This is a genomic window from Cellulosimicrobium sp. BMG9.23, assembly GCF_059159985.1.
Genome location: NZ_JBZGBZ010000010.1, coordinates 147,129 through 162,810 on the forward strand (window position 1 = coordinate 147,129; position 15,682 = coordinate 162,810).

The following is a 15,682-nucleotide window of genomic DNA, read 5'->3' on the forward strand; positions in this document are numbered from 1 at the left end:
GTCCCGTCGTCGTACCCGGTGCAGCGCGCCGTGTCGAGGACCTCGGCGCTGCCGTCCGTGGATCCGATCCTCTGCGGCCGCGCGGCCGGTCAGTCCAGGACGCGCAGGGCGATCGTCTGCTCCATGTCCGCGAGCGCGCTCACCACGGCCGGCTCGACGCGCGAGCCGACGTCGGTGACGACGTACCCGAGCTCGCCGCGCGTCGCGAGGAGCTGGCCCTCGATGTTGGTGCCGTGCTCGGCGAGCGTGGCGTTGACCGCCGCGAGGACGCCCGGCGTGTTGCGGTGCAGGTGCGTGATGCGCGTGATCCCCGTGGTCTGCTCGAGCGCGAGGTTGGGCACGTTGACGCTGAGCGTCGTCGAGCCGGTCGTGAGGTAGTCCCGCAGCTTCGACGACACGAACTGCCCGATCGCCTCCTGCGCCTCCTCGGTCGACCCGCCGATGTGCGGGGTGAGGATGACGTTCGGCAGGCCGCGGAGCTCCGAGTGGAACGAGTCGCCCTTGCGCTTCGGCTCCTCGGGGAACACGTCGACGGCGGCCCCCGCGACGTGGCCGGACAGGATCGCCTCGCGCAGCGCGTCGTAGTCGACGACGAACCCGCGCGACAGGTTGAGGAAGATCGCGCCCGGGCGCATGCGCGCGATCTGCTTGGCCCCGAACATCCCGGCGTTGCCCGCGCGGCCGTCGACGTGCAGCGTCACGACGTCGGCGGTCTCGAGGAGCTCGTCGAGCGTGTCCATGCGGCGGGCGTTGCCCAGCGCGAGCTTCTCCGCCGTGTCGTAGAACACCACGGACATGCCGAGGTTCTCCGCGACGACCGAGAGCTGCGTGCCGATGTTGCCGTAGCCCACGATGCCGAGCGTGCGCCCCCGGACCTCGTGAGCGCCCTCGGCGGACTTGTCCCACACGCCGTCGTGCAGCGCGCGGTCGCGCTCGGTGAGGCGACGCGTGAGCGCGATGATCTCGGCGAGCGCGAGCTCGACCACGGAGCGCGTGTTCTGGAACGGGGCGTTGAAGGCTGCCACGCCCTGGGCAGCGGCCGACCGCAGGTCGATCTGGTTGGTCCCGATGCAGAACGCCCCGAGCGCGACCAGGTCGGGCGCGTTCTCGAGCACGGTCGCGGTGACGTTCGTCTTGGACCGGATGCCGAGCAGGTGGACGCCCTGGAGGGCGTCGATCAGCTCGGGCTCGTCGAGCGCTCCGGTGCGGACGGTGACGTCGATCCCCGCGGCCTCGAGGTTCGAGGCCGCGAGCGGGTGCAGGTTTTCGAGGAGGAGGGCGCGTAGCACACCCCCATGGTGCGCCTGGTCCGCGGTGCGGACCAAACGGGTCTTGGCCCTCGGGACGACGTGAACGGTGCCGGCTACCGGGAGCCGAGCCCTGCGGGCAGCGGACGGGCGTGCACCACCACGAGGCGCTGGGTGGGTCTGGTCATCGCGACGTAGAGGTCGGACGCGCCCGAGGCGCCCGCGGCCAGGTCGGCCGGCTCGACGAGGACGACCGCGTCGAACTCGAGCCCCTTCACCTGCACGGGGTCGAGGACGACGACGGGCGCGTCGGGGTCCGCGCGCCGGCCCCGGTCGGCGAGGTCCAGCGCCGCCCGCACCGCCGGGAGGGCCGGAGCCGCCGCCACGACGGCGACGCGTCCCGCCTCGCTCCCGACGAACGCCGCGCGGGTCGACGCGACCTCGCGGCGCACCACGTCCAGCACGGCGTCGGCCGGGACCGTGGCGCCCGGTCCGCCGGAGCCGTCCACCGCGCCGTCGGCGACCGCGACGAACCGCAGCGAGTCCGGGACCTCGCGCGCCGACGTCAGCGGCGAGACGGGCAGGCCCGCGGCGACGGCGGCCTCCCGCGCCGCGTCGGCGACCGCGGCCGGCGTGCGGTAGTTGACCGTGAGCTCGGCCAGGCGCCAGGCGTCGCGCAGCACGGGGTCGAGCGCACCGGCCCACGAGCGGGCGCCCGCGAGCGAGGACGTCTGCGCGACGTCGCCGACGATCGTGAACGACCGCGTCGGGCACCGGCGCACCAGCATCCGCCACGCCATCGCGGACAGCTCCTGCGCCTCGTCCACGACGACGTGCCCGTAGGTCCAGCTCCGGTCCTGCGCCGCGCGCTCGGCCATGGTGAGCCGCGGACCGCTCGCCGCGAAGCGCTCCGCGAGCACGTCGGCGTCGACGATCCCGCCGCCCGCCCCGGACGACTCGAGCACCTGGCGCGCGTACTCGAGGTCGCGCGCGTGCTCCGCGGACCGCGCCGCAGCCTCGGCGCGCGCGGCCTGGTCGTCCTCGCCGAGCAGGTCGGCCGCCTCGTCGAGCAGGGGGACGTCCGCCGCCGTCCACGGCGAGCCCTTGGGCCGTGCGAGCAGGCGGCGCTCGGCGGGCGAGAGCTCGGGGGCGGCCTCCGCGAGCCGGTGCGGCTTGATGTACAGGTCCTCGACGAGCCGCTCGGGGGTGATGGGCAGCCAGGCGAGGTTGAGCGCGACGCGCACGTCGTGGTGGGACCGCAGGTCCTCGAGCGCGATCGTGCGGTCCTCGCCGACGAGCGGCTCGCCGAGCCGCGCGGCGTACTGGTCGACGAGGCGCCCGAGCATGTCGCGGACGAACGTCACGCGCGCGAGGTTGTGCGGCTTGTGCGTGCGTCGCGCCTTGGCGATCGCGTCGCGCACGTCGCGGCGGCGGATGACGAGGTCCTGCCCGTCGAGCCGGACCGGGACGTCCTGCGCGGGGACGCGTTCGCGTGCGCGCACCGCGCGACGCACCGCCGTCGCCATGACCGCCCGGCCCTTGACCTGCGCGACGCGCGGGTCCTCCGCGCCGTCCGCGACGAGACCGGGCAGGAGGTCGGAGATCGTCGTGCTGACGACGCCCGTCTCGCCGAGGGACGGCAGCACCTGGTCGATGTAGCGCAGGAACGACAGGCTGGGGCCGACGAGCAGCACGCCCGAGCGCTCGAGCACGCGCCGGTGCGCGTAGAGCAGGTACGCGGCACGGTGCAGGGCGACCGCGGTCTTGCCCGTCCCGGGCCCGCCCTGGACGACGAGCGCGCCGCCCAGCGGGGAGCGGATGATCGCGTCCTGCTCGGCCTGGATCGTCGCGACGATGTCGCCCATCCGGCCGGTGCGGCCGGCGGCCATCGCGGCGAGCAGTGCGCCCTCCCCGGAGAGCGTCGAGCCCGCGACGTCGGCGGGCGCGTCGAGGTCGAGCAGCTCGTCCTCGACCCCCGTCACCTCGCGTCGGTGGGTCACCAGGTGACGTCGGCGGACGACGCCGTCGGGGTGCGCGGCGGTCGCGCGGTAGAACGCCTGCGCGGCCGGTGCGCGCCAGTCCGTCAGCAGGCTCGTGTGCTCGGTGTCGGTGAGACCGATCCGGCCGACGTAGCGACGGGTGCCGTCCTCGAGGTCGAGCCGGCCGAACGCCAGGCGGTCCTCGACGGCCTCGAGCTGCGCCACCCGGTCCTCGTAGAGCGTCGCGAACGCGTCCCGCTCGCTGCGGTTCTGGGGCGAGCCGGACGGCCCCGACCGGCGCACCGCGTCGAGGCGCGCGCGGGACGCGGCGCGCAGCTCGTCCAGACGTGCGTAGAGGATGTCCACGACCTCCTGCTCGAGCCGGAGCTCGTCCGAACGTCCCACGTCTTCCTCTCGTCCGTCCCGCGTGCCACGTGCCGTGACGCGGCCGTCCATTATGGCGCACCCAGCGCACCTCTTCGGCACGCCCGGGGCGCCGTGCCGGGGTCGGACGGGTGGGCCCGCTAGGATCGGTGGCCATGGTGACTGGTCGGGAGCGGACGTCGTGACCGGCGAGGCCCGGCACGACCCGGTCGCGGGGACCTCTGGGCCGACCAGTGGGCCGACCAGGTCCGTGCTCGCCCCGTCCGACGTGCTGCGGATCCTTCTCGTGGAGGACGACGACGGCGACGCCCTCCTCGTCGAGGAGCTGCTCTCCGACGCGAGCCTCAAGGTCGAGCTGCACCGCGCGACCACCCTCGACATCGCCCTCGAGATGCTCCGGGCCCGTCCCGTGGACTGCGTCCTGCTCGACCTCGGCCTCCCGGACTCGGTCGGTCTCGGCGGCGTCGAACGCCTGCGCGCGGGCACGAGCCCGCCCGCCCTCGTCGTGCTCACGGGGCACTCGGGCATCGACCTGGGCGTCCAGGCCGTCGCCGCAGGCGCCGACGACTACCTCGTCAAGGGCGAGGTGGGCGCCGACCTCCTCGGCCGCTCGGTGCGCTACGCCGTGCAGCGGCGCAAGTCGGAGGAGCAGCAGCGGGCGCTGTACCGCAGCGAGGTCCGGGCGGCCGAGACGGCCCGGCTCGAGCGGGCGCTGCTGCCCACCCCCCTCGTCCAGGACGAGCGGCTCGCGGTCATGGTCGGCTACGTGCCGGGGGGGAACGGGCTCCTCGGCGGCGACTTCTACGACGCGGTCGAGCGGCCCGACGGCTCCGTGCTGTGCGTCATCGGCGACGTCGCCGGGCACGGGCCCGACGAGGCCGCGCTCGGCGCGACGCTGCGCACGGCGTGGCGCACGATCGTCCTGTCGGACACGGACCCCGCGGCGATCCTGCCGCTCCTCGAGCGCGTCCTCGTCCCGGAGCGCGCACGCCCGGAGGTCTTCGTGACGCTCTGCCAGGTCGTCGTCGACCCCGGTCGGCGGTTCGCCGACATCCACCTCGCCGGTCACCTCGCGCCGCTCCTGCTGCAGGAGAGCGCGACCGAGGTCCCGCCGACGGCACGCGGGCGCGCGCTCGGGATCCCGGTCGCCGGCGGATGGTCGGCCCAGCGTGTGGAGCTCGGCGGCCGCTGGGCGCTCATGCTCTACACGGACGGGCTCGTCGAGGCGACGGTCGAGGACCCCGACGCGACCTCCCGCGCGGCGCGTCCGGAGCGCATCGGCGTCGACGGTCTGCGGCGTGCTGTCGACACGGCCCTCGAGCAGGGGACCGAGGGCATCGTGGAGCGCGTGTTCCGCCGGGTGCGCGACCTGCACGGCGGGCCGCTCGCCGACGACGCCGCCCTGCTCGTCATCGGCTGGGCGGGCGACGACGCACCGGTCCCCGCCGAGCGCACCGCGACGCTCGCCGACTCCGACGAGTGGGCACGGTGAGCGCGTCGCGCCGAGCGCCCACCCTCCGCCGGCGGCTCGGGTGGGCGCTGGTCGTCGCCGGGGTGATCCTGCTCGGCGTCGTGACGACGTCGGCGCTCGCCCTGTCGCGCGTGCTCACGCTCCAGGACGAGATCACCGGGCCCTACTTCGACGCGGTCACCCAGGCCGACTCCTCGTTCGTCGCGCTGCTCGACACGGAGTCGGCGGTGCGCTCCTACGCCGCGACCGGCGACGAGACCGCGCTGGAGGCCTACGGGCGCGCCGTGGGGGGTTCCGGGACCGTTGCGATCGCCGATCCCGCCGACCTCGCACGGCTCGGCTCCGGGGACTCCCTGACCGCCACGCACGACGAGGCGCTGCGGGCCGTGGAAGCGTGGTTCATCGACTACGTCGGGCCCGCGATCGAGTCGACGGGACGTGCGGGCCCGGGAACGGTCACGCGGGTGGAGCGCGCCGAGGGGACCGCGCTCTTCGCCGAGGCGCGCGCAGCGACCGGGCGGTACGTCGAGGACCTCCGTGCACAGCGCGCGGAAGCCGTCGAGGCCCTGGACCGCTGGAGCCGCGTCCTGTTCGGCAGCGTCCTGGTGCTGGTGGGCGCGGCGCTCGCGGTCGGGATCATCCTGTGGGTGTGCCTCAAGAGGTGGGTGACCGACCCCCTCGCGCAGCTCGCGCACCGTGTCCGGCTCGTGAGCGCGGGCGAGCTCGACGAGCCCGTCGTCACGTCGGGGCCCGCGGAGATCGCCGACCTCGCCCAGGACGTCGAGCACATGCGCGTCGAGCTCGTCGCCCAGGTCGCCGAGATCAAGGCGTCCCACGCGGACTCGGCGCGGGCGCACGAGCTGCTCGAGGAGCAGACCCGAGAGCTCGAGCGCTCGAACCGCGACCTCGAGCAGTTCGCGTACGTCGCCTCGCACGACCTCCAGGAACCGCTGCGCAAGGTGGCGAGCTTCACCCAGCTGCTCAAGAAGCGGTACGGCGGAGAGCTCGACGACCGGGCCGACCAGTACATCGACTTCGCCGTCGACGGCGCCAAGCGCATGCAGCGGCTGATCCAGGACCTGCTCGGGTTCTCGCGCGTCGGCAGGACGGGGACCGAACGGGTCGACGTCGACCTCGAGGCGTCGCTCGCGACGGCGCTCGACGACCTCTCGGAGACGATCGCGGCGAGCGGCGCCACCGTCACGCACGACCCGCTGCCCGTCGTGGTCGGGGAGCCAGCCCTGCTGCAGCAGCTCCTCGCGAACCTCGTGGGGAACGCGCTGAAGTTCCGGTCGCCGGACCGCGACCCGGTCGTCCACGTGGGCGTCCTCGCACGCGACACCCACTGGGAGCTCTCGGTCGCCGACAACGGCATCGGGATCGACCCCCAGTACGCGGAGCGGGTGTTCGTCATCTTCCAGCGCCTGCACGCGAAGGACGTCTACGAGGGCACCGGCATCGGGCTCGCGCTGTGCAAGCGCATCGTCGAGTACCACGGCGGCCGCATCTGGATCGAGCCGCGCGACGGCGGGACGACGGTCCGCTTCACGCTCGCCCACGCCTACGTGCACGCGCAGGTCGGCTACGCTCGCACCGACGACGGTGGCCCGGGGACGGGCCGCGACCACGAGGAGACCTCCGCATGAGCCACGGCACGAAGCCCATCGACGTCCTGCTCGTCGAGGACGACCCGGGCGACGTGCTCATGACGCGCGAGGCGTTCGAGGACCACAAGGTCACGAACCGGCTGTCGGTCGTCTCCGACGGCGTGAGCGCGCTGGCGTTCCTGCGCAAGGAGGGCGAGCACGCCGACGCCCCGACGCCGGACCTCATCTTGCTCGACCTCAACCTCCCGCGGATGGACGGCCGCGAGGTCCTCGCGGAGCTCAAGGCCGACGACGTGCTGCGGAAGATCCCGGTCGTGGTGCTCACGACGTCGGAGGCAGAGGAGGACGTGGTGCGCAGCTACTCCCTCCACGCGAACGCGTACGTGACGAAGCCCGTCGACTTCGACCGCTTCATCGACGTCGTCCGGCAGATCGACGACTTCTTCGTCTCCGTGGTGCGGCTGCCCGGTCGCTGACCGCGCGCCTCGGCGCCGTCCGGGCCTGCGCACCACGCGCACCGGGAAGGATCTTCCCGTGCCGTGCGTTGTCGACCACAGGCCTCCGCGCGCACGACGGCGGACGGCGTGGGACGTGACGGAGGAGGACGGATGCTGGACCCCCGGGAGATCTACGAGCTCGACGAGGACGCTGTCGCGCGCCTGTGGCCGAGCGCCCCGGAACCGGGTGCCGGTCCCGTGCTGGTGCACGCGATCACCGGCTTCGTGGACGCGGGGAACGCCGGCGAGCGCGCCGTCGAGCACCTGCTCGAGGGCGGCGAGGTCACCCGGCTGGTGACGTTCGACGTCGACCAGCTCCTGGACTACCGCTCGAAGCGCGCGACGATGACGTTCAGCTCCGACCGGTGGTCCGCGTACGACGAGCCGCACCTCGTCGTCGACCACGTGCGAGACACCGAGGGGACGGGGTTCCTGCTGCTGCACGGCGCGGAGCCGGACCTCCAGTGGGAGCGTGTGGTCGCCGCGCTGCGCGCGGTGGTCGACCGGCTCGGCGTGTCGCTCACCGTGGGCATCCACGGGATCCCCATGGGCATCCCGCACACGCGCCCGCTCTCCGTGACGGCCCACGCGACGCGCCCGGAGCTCGTCGCGGAGCACGCGTCGTGGTTCGGGACGGTGAAGGTGCCTGCAAGCCTCGCCGCCCTGCTCGAGCTGCGCCTCGGCCAGGCGGGCCACGACGCGGTCGGCTACACCGTGCACGTCCCGCACTACCTCGCCCAGTCCGCGTACCCGCCGGCGACGGTGGTCGCGCTCGAGCACGTCCAGCGCCTCACGGGCCTCGACCTGGCGACCGCCGACCTCGCGGAGGCGGCCCAGGACGCGACGACCGAGGTCGAGCGGCAGGTGCACGACTCCGAGGAGGTCGCGGCCGTCGTCCGTGCGCTCGAGGAGCAGTACGACGCGTTCGCCCGCGCGGTGGGTCGCACGAGCCTGCTCGCGGACACCGCGCCGATCCCGACCGCGGACGAGCTCGGCGCCGAGTTCGAGCGCTTCCTCGCGCAGCAGGGGGACTGACCGCGCACCGCTCTGTCCCGACATTTGTCCTGACAAATCAGCACGAGGCGTCGCGTTTCTGCGTGGCACATCCCACACCGTCCGTGCCAGACTGTCACCCGTTGCAGTGACGAGCTGGCGCACGACCCGGTGCCGGCCGCACGGGTCGCCGCATGATCGGGCGGCCCGGACGGACGTCGTGCCGGCCCTCGGGGCTGGCCCGTCGGCGAAGGACGTGGAGCTCGGGCTGCGGCGCACGGGGTGGACGAAGGGTCCGCTCGCTGATGTCCCGGACGGACAGAAGGTCAGAGGAACAGCATGGCGCAGGGTTCTGTGAAGTGGTTCAACGCCGAGAAGGGCTTCGGTTTCATCGCGCAGGACGGCGGGGGTGCCGACGTCTTCGTGCACTACTCGGCGATCGAGACGCAGGGGTACCGCTCGCTCGACGAGGCGCAGCGGGTCGAGTTCGAGATCACCCAGGGCCCGAAGGGCCCGCAGGCGGAGAACGTCCGCCCGCTCTGACGGCCGCGCCGGCGGCCCAGGCCACCGAGCGGTCCTCGCACAGGAGCCGCGCCCCACGCCGGGGCGCGGCTCCTGTGCGTCAGGAGAGCACGACGTCGGGGATCGGGATGGTCCGCGGCGGGTCGTCGAACGGGCGGGCCGCGCCCACGAACGCCTCGAGCTCGGCGCCGACGAGGACGCGAGCGGGGAGCGGGAGGGCCCGTGCCGCCCGCGACAGGCCCGCTGACCCGAGGTCGATCGACGTCGGCCCCGGGCGCACCGCCACGAGCACGAGATTCCCGTAGCGTCGGCCCTTGAGCTGACCGGGCTCCGCGATCGCGGCCAGCCGGTCCCCGTGCCGGTCGCTCGCAGGGTGCCGCGTCGCGTCGCCGGGCGGAGCATCGTCCGCCGGCCCGATCGAGTCGTCGGCCGCCGCGACCGTCGCGAGCGTCGCGAGCTCGCGACGCGCGGTGGTGAGCGGCGGGCGGTCCGCGCAGTTCGCCAGGTACACGCCTCCCGGGCGCAGGACGCGGCGCACCTCGCGCGCCGTGCCGGCGGTCACGAGGTGCTCGGGCGTCGCGTCCCCGGCGAACACGTCACGGACGACGACGTCGAACGCCCCGTCGGCGAAGGTCGTCAACGCGTGGCCCGCGTCGTCGGCGCGCAGGCGCAGGCGCGGCGATCGGGGCAGGTCGAACCATTCGCGCACGAGCTCGAGGAGCCGCGCGTCGAGGTCGACGCCCACCTGGGTCGAGCCGGGTCGGGTGTGCTCGACCCAGCGCGCCAGGGTGCAACCGGCGGCCCCGAGGTGCAGCACCCGCAGGGGGCCCGGCGGTGCGTGCTCGATCACCGCGGCCATCTGCTGCATGTACTCGAACGCGAGGAACCCGGGGTCGTCGAGGTCGACGTGGGAGCTCGGCACGTCGTTGACGTACAGGGTCACGGCTGCGTCGTGGTCGCGGTCGCGCTCGAGCCGGGCGGTCCCCGTCGTCGTCGCGACCGGGCCTTCCGGCAGGTCACGCCCGTGCGACGCGACGGCCCCGCGACGCCGGCCGCGCGGTGTGGGTGGCTGGGGGGACGCTGGATCGGTGCGGGAGGACCGGCGTGCGCGACGTGCCATGGGCCCACCGTACGGCCCCCGGCCGACGTGCCGGTCGGCCTGGCGGCCCCGGCCGCGTTGACAGCAGTCGAACAGGTGTTCGATAGTGGTACGGGAGGTGCGCGATGACGAAGGACACGAGAGGGACCGCTCCGGCACCCGTCCCGGGCGAGGTCGGGCGGATGCTCGCACGCGCGGACGCCGAGCTCGTCTCCGCGGCGGTCGCGACGGACCCGGCCGAGCGGTTCGTGCACGCGCACCTGGGCGCGCTGCGGGCTGCGGCCGCGGTCGTCGCGCTCCGTGGTCGGCCGGTGCGTCGAGGTCGCGCCCGTCCCGTGTGGGACCAGCTCTCCGACGCCGAGCCCGGCCTCGCCTCGTGGTCCGTGTACTTCGCCGGCGGGGCCCGCGTGCGCGCCGCCGTCGACGCCGGGAGGTCCGACGTGGTGGACGCGCGCCGCGCCGACGAGCTCCTGGCGTGCGCCGAGGACTTCCGCGACGAGGTCGCGATGCTCGTCGACCCCGAGGCGGGGTTCGTGCGTCTTCCGGGCGTACGGACGGTCGCGTCATGACGTCGGGCCCACGATGAGCCGGGGGCGGCGGTGAGCCGCGGCCCGCGCGCCACGGTGCGTCGGGACTGGGGCGACGACGAGGACGGCTGCGCCATCCTGCACGTCGACATGGACGCGTTCTTCGCCTCCGTCGAGCTCGCACGGCGTCCTGAGCTGCGCGGCCGTCCCGTGATCGTCGGCGGCGCCGAGCGCGGCGTCGTCCTCGCCGCGACGTACGAGGCACGCGCCTTCGGGGTGCACGCCGCGATGCCCATGACCGCTGCGCGGCGTGCGTGCCCGCAGGCGATCGTCGTCCCGCCCGACCACGGCCGCTACCACGACGTCTCGCGCTCGGTCATGGCGATCCTCGGCGAGGTCACGGCGCTCGTCGAGCAGGTGAGCGTCGACGAGGCCTTCCTGGACGTGAGCGGCGCCCGCCGGCGGCTCGGGCCGCCCACCGTGATCGGCGCCGCGCTGCGCGACCGGGTCCGGGCCGCGCACGGCATCACGTGCTCGGTCGGCATCGCGACCACGAAGTTCGTCGCAAAGCTCGCCTCGACGCACGCCAAGCCCGACGGGATGCTCCTCGTCCCGGCGGCCTCCACGGTCCCCTTCCTGCGCACGCTGCCCGTGGGTGCGCTGTGGGGCGTGGGGGAGCGCACCGAGCACGCACTGGCCCAGTGGGGGATCCGTACCGTCGCCGAGCTCGCGGACACCGACGTCCCGGTGCTGCAGGCCGCGGTCGGCAAGGTCGCCGGGGCGCACCTGCACGACCTCGCGTGGGGTCGTGACCCGCGGCCCGTGCAGCCGGAGCGGTCCGAGCGCTCGGTCGGCGCCGAGACGACGTTCGAGCACGACCTGCGCGACCTCGGGGCCGTGCAGGACCGCGTGCTCGAGCTCTCGGACCGGTGTGCAGCACGACTGCGGCAGCAGGGGCACGTGGCCCGGACCGTCAGCGTGAAGGTGCGCACGAGCGACTTCCGGACGGTGACCAGGTCGCGCACGCTCGTGACGCCCACGGACGTCGCGCGGGAGATCTACCTCGTCGCCCGCGAGCTCGTCGCCGGGGTCGACCTGCACGGGCTCGCCGTGCGCCTCGTGGGAGTCCGTGCGGAGGGCCTGGAGCGCCGGCAGGGATCTGTCGCCCAGCCCACCCTGGAGGAGGCGGTCGACGAGCACGGGACCACGCGACGGCGTGCGGAGGAGGCCGTGGACGCCGTGCGGGGCCGTTTCGGGGTGAGATCCATCGCGATGGGCCCCCGGGGACCCCGCTCGACTACCACCCCCGCTGATGTCGATCTATCCTGAGGGTGTCACTCGACCACCGCGGAGAAACGGGGTGCCCATGCCTCTGTCTGAGTACGAGCAGCGGGTATTGGAGCAGATGGAGCGCGCCCTCACGACGGACGACCCGCGCCTGGCCAACACGCTGCAGTCGCCCCGTCGCCGTTCGGCGCTGAGATACGTCCTCGTCGGCGTCGGCGTCGTCGGAGGGCTGCTGCTGCTGGTCCTCGGCGCCGCGACGTCGCAGACCTGGTTGGGCGTGGTGGGCTTCGTGCTGATGTTCGCGGGCGTCGTCCTCGTCTTCCAGGCACCGCGCCCTGCCAAGGGTGGCCCGGTCGGCACCGTCGACGCCGACGGCCGCGTCCGCCCGGCGAACCCGGCGCCGGCCCCGCGGAAGTCTTTCCTCAGCCGACTCGAAGAGCGCTGGGACCGCCGTCGCGAGCACGGCGGTCGCTGAGCGACCGCTCGACCTCGGTCGCGGCCGTCTCCACCAGCTCCGCCAGGCGGGCGGGCTCCGTCGCTCCTCCGCCGCGGGCGTAGCGCTCCGTCTCGAGCGCCGTGACCAGCGCGACGAGCGCCTCCACACCGGCCTCCGAGAGGTCGGAGCCTGACCGTTCGCGCACGACGGCAGCGACGGTCGTCGGGACGTTGCGCGGCGTCGTGGACCCGGGCCACGAGACGCCGAGCCCGTCGAGTCGCGTGGTCAGCGCGACCCAGGCACGCTCGGCGTCCAGGTCGCCGTCCGGGCGGGTCCGCCGCCGGGCGACGAGCCAGAGCGCCCCTGCGGCGAGGGCGACGGCGAGAAGCGCAGCAGCGACGACGACCCACGACGCCCCCGAGCCGTCGACCGCCCCGTCGGTCCCGCCCGTCCCGCCGCCGACCGTGGGTGCGGGGGTCGCCGGGACCTCGGGCCCGGGCGCGACGCCGGGGGTCAGTGCGTCGCTGGGGTCCGTCACGCCGGGGACCGCCGAGCTGCCCACGGGCGTCGCCCACGACGGTGCGGGGCCCGTCTGCTGCGCGGGCGTGGGTTCGAACCGCACCCAGCCCTGGCCCGGGAAGTAGAGCTCGGGCCAGGCGTGCGAGTCACGACCCGTCACCTGGAACGTCGTGTCGTCGGTGCGCTGGCCCGGGAGGAAGCCGACCCCGAGCCGCGCGGGGATGCCGAGCGTGCGCGCCATCATCGTCATCGCCGTGGCGAACTGCACGCAGTATCCCGTGCGCTGCTGGAGGAAGTCCCACACCGCGTCGCCCGAGTCGCCGGGCGGCACCTGCGTCGAGTACGTGAAGGTCGACGCGTCGCGGAAGTACGTCTGGAGGGCGAGGGCCTGGTCGTACCGCGTCGGTGCACCCTGGACGACCTCGGCGGCGAGGTCGCGGATGTCCTGCTCGTGGGACGACGCGGGGACGTCGAGGTAGTTGGGGTCGTCCGGGTCGGCGCCGCCCGCCGAGCGGAGGGTGTCCGCGTCGAGCGCGCGGGGGTAGACGGTCAGCCCGTAGCTCGAGCCTGCGCTCGTCGCCCGGGTCCCGAGCACCTCGTCCCGCACGGGGTCGTACGCCCAGTCGCCGTCCACGTCGAGGGTGCGCGGCTCCGTCGGGACGGGCAGCTTGGTGTCCCGGAGCGACTCGAGCGTGACCTCCACCTCTCTGGGCTCGCCGTCCCCCGTGTCCTGCGGCCAGAGCAGCTGGTCCGGTCCCTCGATCGGCGTGCCGTCGCGATCGGCGCCGCGGCGCCAGTTCGTGCCGTCGAAGCCGGTGAGGGTGAAGACGCGCAGGGGGCCGACCTCCTCACCGTCCGTGCGGTACTCGAGGACGACCTCGTCCGAGCGCTCCGCCAGGTCGCGGCGCATGTCGAGGTCGTCGGAGAGCCGGACGGTCTCGCCCGTCGACGAGAAGAGGCGGGTCCACGACGAGGACGCGACCTCGGGCAGGGTCGCGCTCGCGGCCCCGACGCCGAGGCCGACGACGGCGACCGCGAGGGCCGTGGCCACCGCCGTCGCGGCACGCGTGCCGCCGAGGGCGCGCTGTCGTGCATGGTTCTCGCCGGGACCGGGGCGGCGCAGCCCGCGGTGCGGGTTGTCCACGGCGAGCAGGAGCACCAGGGCGGCGACCGTGAGGACGAACGCGACGGGGGGCACGTCGCCGGCGATGACCAGACCCGGGATCCACAGCGCCAGGAGCGGGAGCCCGACCCCCGCTCCGAGCCGCAGCCCACCGGCCATGAGGTCGGCGACGAGGAACACGACGACGGCGCCACCGACGGCGAGCAGCTCGATGGGCAGGCTCGGGTCGATCGGGGCGACCTCGGCGAGCGTGAGCTCGCGCCCGGTCTGGAGCCGGGTGAGCAGACGCTCGACGTTCGACAGCCCGATGAGGACCGAGAAGCGGTCGGTGGGTCCGCCGTAGAGACCGAGGAGCGCCCAGACGCCGACGACGAGGCCTGCGAGCGAGGGGAGGAGCGCCGCGGGGGGAGCCAACACCTCGCCCTGCACCGACCGTGACCGTTCGAGGGCGTACCGGGAGAGCCCGGTGACGAGCGCGAGGACGGCGAGCGTCCGGACGGCCGTGCGCGTCCAGTCGCCCGGTCCGATCACGGTCCCGAGGGCGTACGTCGACGCGGCGACGGCGACGGCGACGCACAGGGTCGTGGCGAGGACGCGCGCGCCGAGCCCGGCAGGGGCCGTCGCGCGAGGTCGGGAGGAGGTGCGGTCGGTCATCGGACCCCGTCCATGAGCAGCGTCCAGGCGTTCTCGAGCGGCGTCCCGGCGTCGACGAGGGCGACGTGCCAGCCGGTCGCGCGCAGTGCGTCCACGGTGTCCTGGGCCTCCGTGCGCTGGGACGACCACGTCCGCGGGCGCACCACGAAGGCCCAGTGCAGGGCGTCGCCGGCGATCGACGCGACCGTGTGGCGCGCGACGGGACCGAGCGGCCCGAGCACGGCGACGGTGATCTCGCCCGGGCGTCGTGCCGTGCGCAGCGCCTCGGCGGTCGCCGCCGCCGCGCGGTCGGTGTCGGACAGCCCGTGGTGGCCGTGCAGGTCGACGGTCGCGTCGAGCAGGTCCGCCGGTCCCTCGCCGGAGCGGTTGGCCGTGAAGCCGGAGGTGTCGACGACGGGCGCAAGCGAGGTCGCGACGAGGCGGACCGGGTGCCCCGCGTGGAGCAGCGACACGCCCACGGAGGCGGCGCACTCGACGGACCACTCGCCGTCGGCGAGCGCGTGGCCGCCGCTGCGCCCGAGGTCGGGGTGCGGCAGGAGACCGCGGTCGAAGAGCACCGTGACCGGGGGCAGGCTCGCGCTCTCGTCCGCGCGGACCATGAGCTGGCCGTGACGGGCCGCGCTCGCCCAGTGGACGCGGCGGGGGTCGTCGCCCGTGACGTAGTCGCGCAGCACGGAGTCGTCGCTCGACGCGAGCCGCGCGCCGGACGTCGAGCGCTCCTGCTCGCCGAAGGCGCGCGTGCCCCGGACCGGCAGGTCGACGGTGCGCGGCCACACCGCGACCGAGGTCGGCTCGCCGAGCTCCTGCGTCGCGCTGACGAGCCCGAAGGTGTCGACCCGCGTGGTGAGGAGCGGTCCGAGCGACCAGCGCCCGCGGCGCAGCGGTCGCAGGCGGTACCGCACGGCGATGTGGTCGGCGCGCGTCGCGACCTGGGCGCGCAAGGATCCCTGGTCGCAGAGCTCGTGCGCGGCCTGCTCGCTGATGCGCAGCCGCGCGAGCATGCCGGCGGTGGTCACCGACCGGCGCGCCGCCGAGACGGTCAGGCGCGCCGTCGTGACCTGGCCGGCGACGGCCGGGTTGGGCTGGACGCGCCGGGCGACGCCCAGGGCGCGCCGACCGCGGTCGATGCGACGGGCGGTCATCCAGGCCCACGCGGCGCCGACGGCGAGCATCGCGGCGGCACCCAGCCCGACGACGTCGGGCAGGCCCAGCGTGACGCCGGCGGCGACGAGCACGGCACCGGCGACGAGGAGCGCCGTGCCGCGTCGGGTGAGGCGCGCCCGGGCGAGGGTGCGGCCGAACCTGCGCAACCGGGGCAGGGAGGAGAGGCCGCGCAC

Annotated in this window: 13 protein-coding genes; 8 read left to right on the forward strand and 5 right to left on the reverse strand. The window is 74.7% G+C overall.

The window, feature by feature from the left end:
• Nucleotides 1-89: 89 nt before the first annotated feature.
• Nucleotides 90-1,289: a phosphoglycerate dehydrogenase gene (gene serA, locus AC4H2G_RS18345; RefSeq protein WP_494367171.1), complete on the reverse strand. Its 1,200-nt coding sequence runs from the start codon at nt 1,287-1,289 to the stop codon at nt 90-92.
• A gap of 74 nt (nt 1,290-1,363) precedes the next feature.
• On the reverse strand, nt 1,364-3,682 hold the full coding sequence (locus AC4H2G_RS18350; RefSeq protein WP_494367172.1) for a HelD family protein: 2,319 nt from the start codon (nt 3,680-3,682) through the stop codon (nt 1,364-1,366).
• Nucleotides 3,683-3,860: 178 nt separating this feature from the next.
• Between AC4H2G_RS18350 and AC4H2G_RS18355 the strand changes: the two genes are divergently transcribed.
• From AC4H2G_RS18355 to AC4H2G_RS18375, 5 genes are all read left to right on the forward strand, one after another.
• A complete protein-coding gene (locus tag AC4H2G_RS18355) occupies nt 3,861-5,102 on the forward strand; it encodes a PP2C family protein-serine/threonine phosphatase (protein ID WP_494367173.1) in 1,242 nt (413 codons plus the stop codon).
• A complete protein-coding gene (locus AC4H2G_RS18360; RefSeq protein ID WP_494367174.1) occupies nt 5,099-6,727 on the forward strand; it encodes an ATP-binding protein in 1,629 nt (542 codons plus the stop codon). The genes AC4H2G_RS18355 and AC4H2G_RS18360 overlap by 4 nt, the downstream gene beginning before the upstream one ends.
• Nucleotides 6,724-7,164 (forward strand): response regulator, encoded by a 441-nt coding sequence (locus AC4H2G_RS18365; RefSeq protein ID WP_494367175.1) that lies wholly within the window; start codon nt 6,724-6,726, stop codon nt 7,162-7,164. The genes AC4H2G_RS18360 and AC4H2G_RS18365 overlap by 4 nt, the downstream gene beginning before the upstream one ends.
• A 132-nt stretch (nt 7,165-7,296) precedes the next feature.
• Nucleotides 7,297-8,220 (forward strand): proteasome assembly chaperone family protein, encoded by a 924-nt coding sequence (locus tag AC4H2G_RS18370; RefSeq protein WP_494367176.1) that lies wholly within the window; start codon nt 7,297-7,299, stop codon nt 8,218-8,220.
• 297 nt (nt 8,221-8,517) lie between these two features.
• Entirely contained in the window at nt 8,518-8,721 is a 204-nt protein-coding gene (locus AC4H2G_RS18375) for a cold-shock protein (protein ID WP_494367177.1), read from the forward strand.
• A gap of 79 nt (nt 8,722-8,800) precedes the next feature.
• On the opposite strand, the gene AC4H2G_RS18380 is transcribed toward AC4H2G_RS18375, so the two are convergent.
• The gene (locus tag AC4H2G_RS18380) at nt 8,801-9,820 is read right to left on the reverse strand and encodes a spermidine synthase (RefSeq protein WP_494367178.1); all 1,020 of its coding nucleotides are present in this window, start codon (nt 9,818-9,820) and stop codon (nt 8,801-8,803) included.
• 104 nt (nt 9,821-9,924) lie between these two features.
• On the opposite strand from AC4H2G_RS18380, the gene AC4H2G_RS18385 reads away from it, so the two are divergent.
• The 3 genes from AC4H2G_RS18385 to AC4H2G_RS18395 are packed head-to-tail and all read left to right on the forward strand — an operon-like array spanning nt 9,925 to nt 12,088.
• Nucleotides 9,925-10,368 (forward strand): SAV_6107 family HEPN domain-containing protein, encoded by a 444-nt coding sequence (locus AC4H2G_RS18385; RefSeq protein ID WP_494367179.1) that lies wholly within the window; start codon nt 9,925-9,927, stop codon nt 10,366-10,368.
• A gap of 30 nt (nt 10,369-10,398) precedes the next feature.
• Nucleotides 10,399-11,655: a DNA polymerase IV gene (gene dinB / locus AC4H2G_RS18390; protein ID WP_494367180.1), complete on the forward strand. Its 1,257-nt coding sequence runs from the start codon at nt 10,399-10,401 to the stop codon at nt 11,653-11,655.
• A gap of 37 nt (nt 11,656-11,692) precedes the next feature.
• Nucleotides 11,693-12,088 carry an SCO2097 family morphological protein gene (locus tag AC4H2G_RS18395; RefSeq protein ID WP_435735660.1) on the forward strand — a complete coding sequence of 132 codons (396 nt, stop codon included), beginning with the start codon at nt 11,693-11,695 and terminating at the stop codon, nt 12,086-12,088.
• Here AC4H2G_RS18395 and AC4H2G_RS18400 read toward each other — a convergent pair.
• Both AC4H2G_RS18400 and AC4H2G_RS18405 read right to left on the reverse strand, forming a co-directional pair.
• On the reverse strand, nt 12,036-14,345 hold the full coding sequence (locus AC4H2G_RS18400) for a transglutaminase TgpA family protein (protein WP_494367181.1): 2,310 nt from the start codon (nt 14,343-14,345) through the stop codon (nt 12,036-12,038). The two genes, AC4H2G_RS18395 and AC4H2G_RS18400, sit on opposite strands and share 53 nt — an antisense overlap.
• On the reverse strand, nt 14,342-15,682 hold the full coding sequence (locus AC4H2G_RS18405; RefSeq protein WP_494367182.1) for a DUF58 domain-containing protein: 1,341 nt from the start codon (nt 15,680-15,682) through the stop codon (nt 14,342-14,344). Before AC4H2G_RS18405 ends, AC4H2G_RS18400 begins: the two co-directional genes overlap by 4 nt.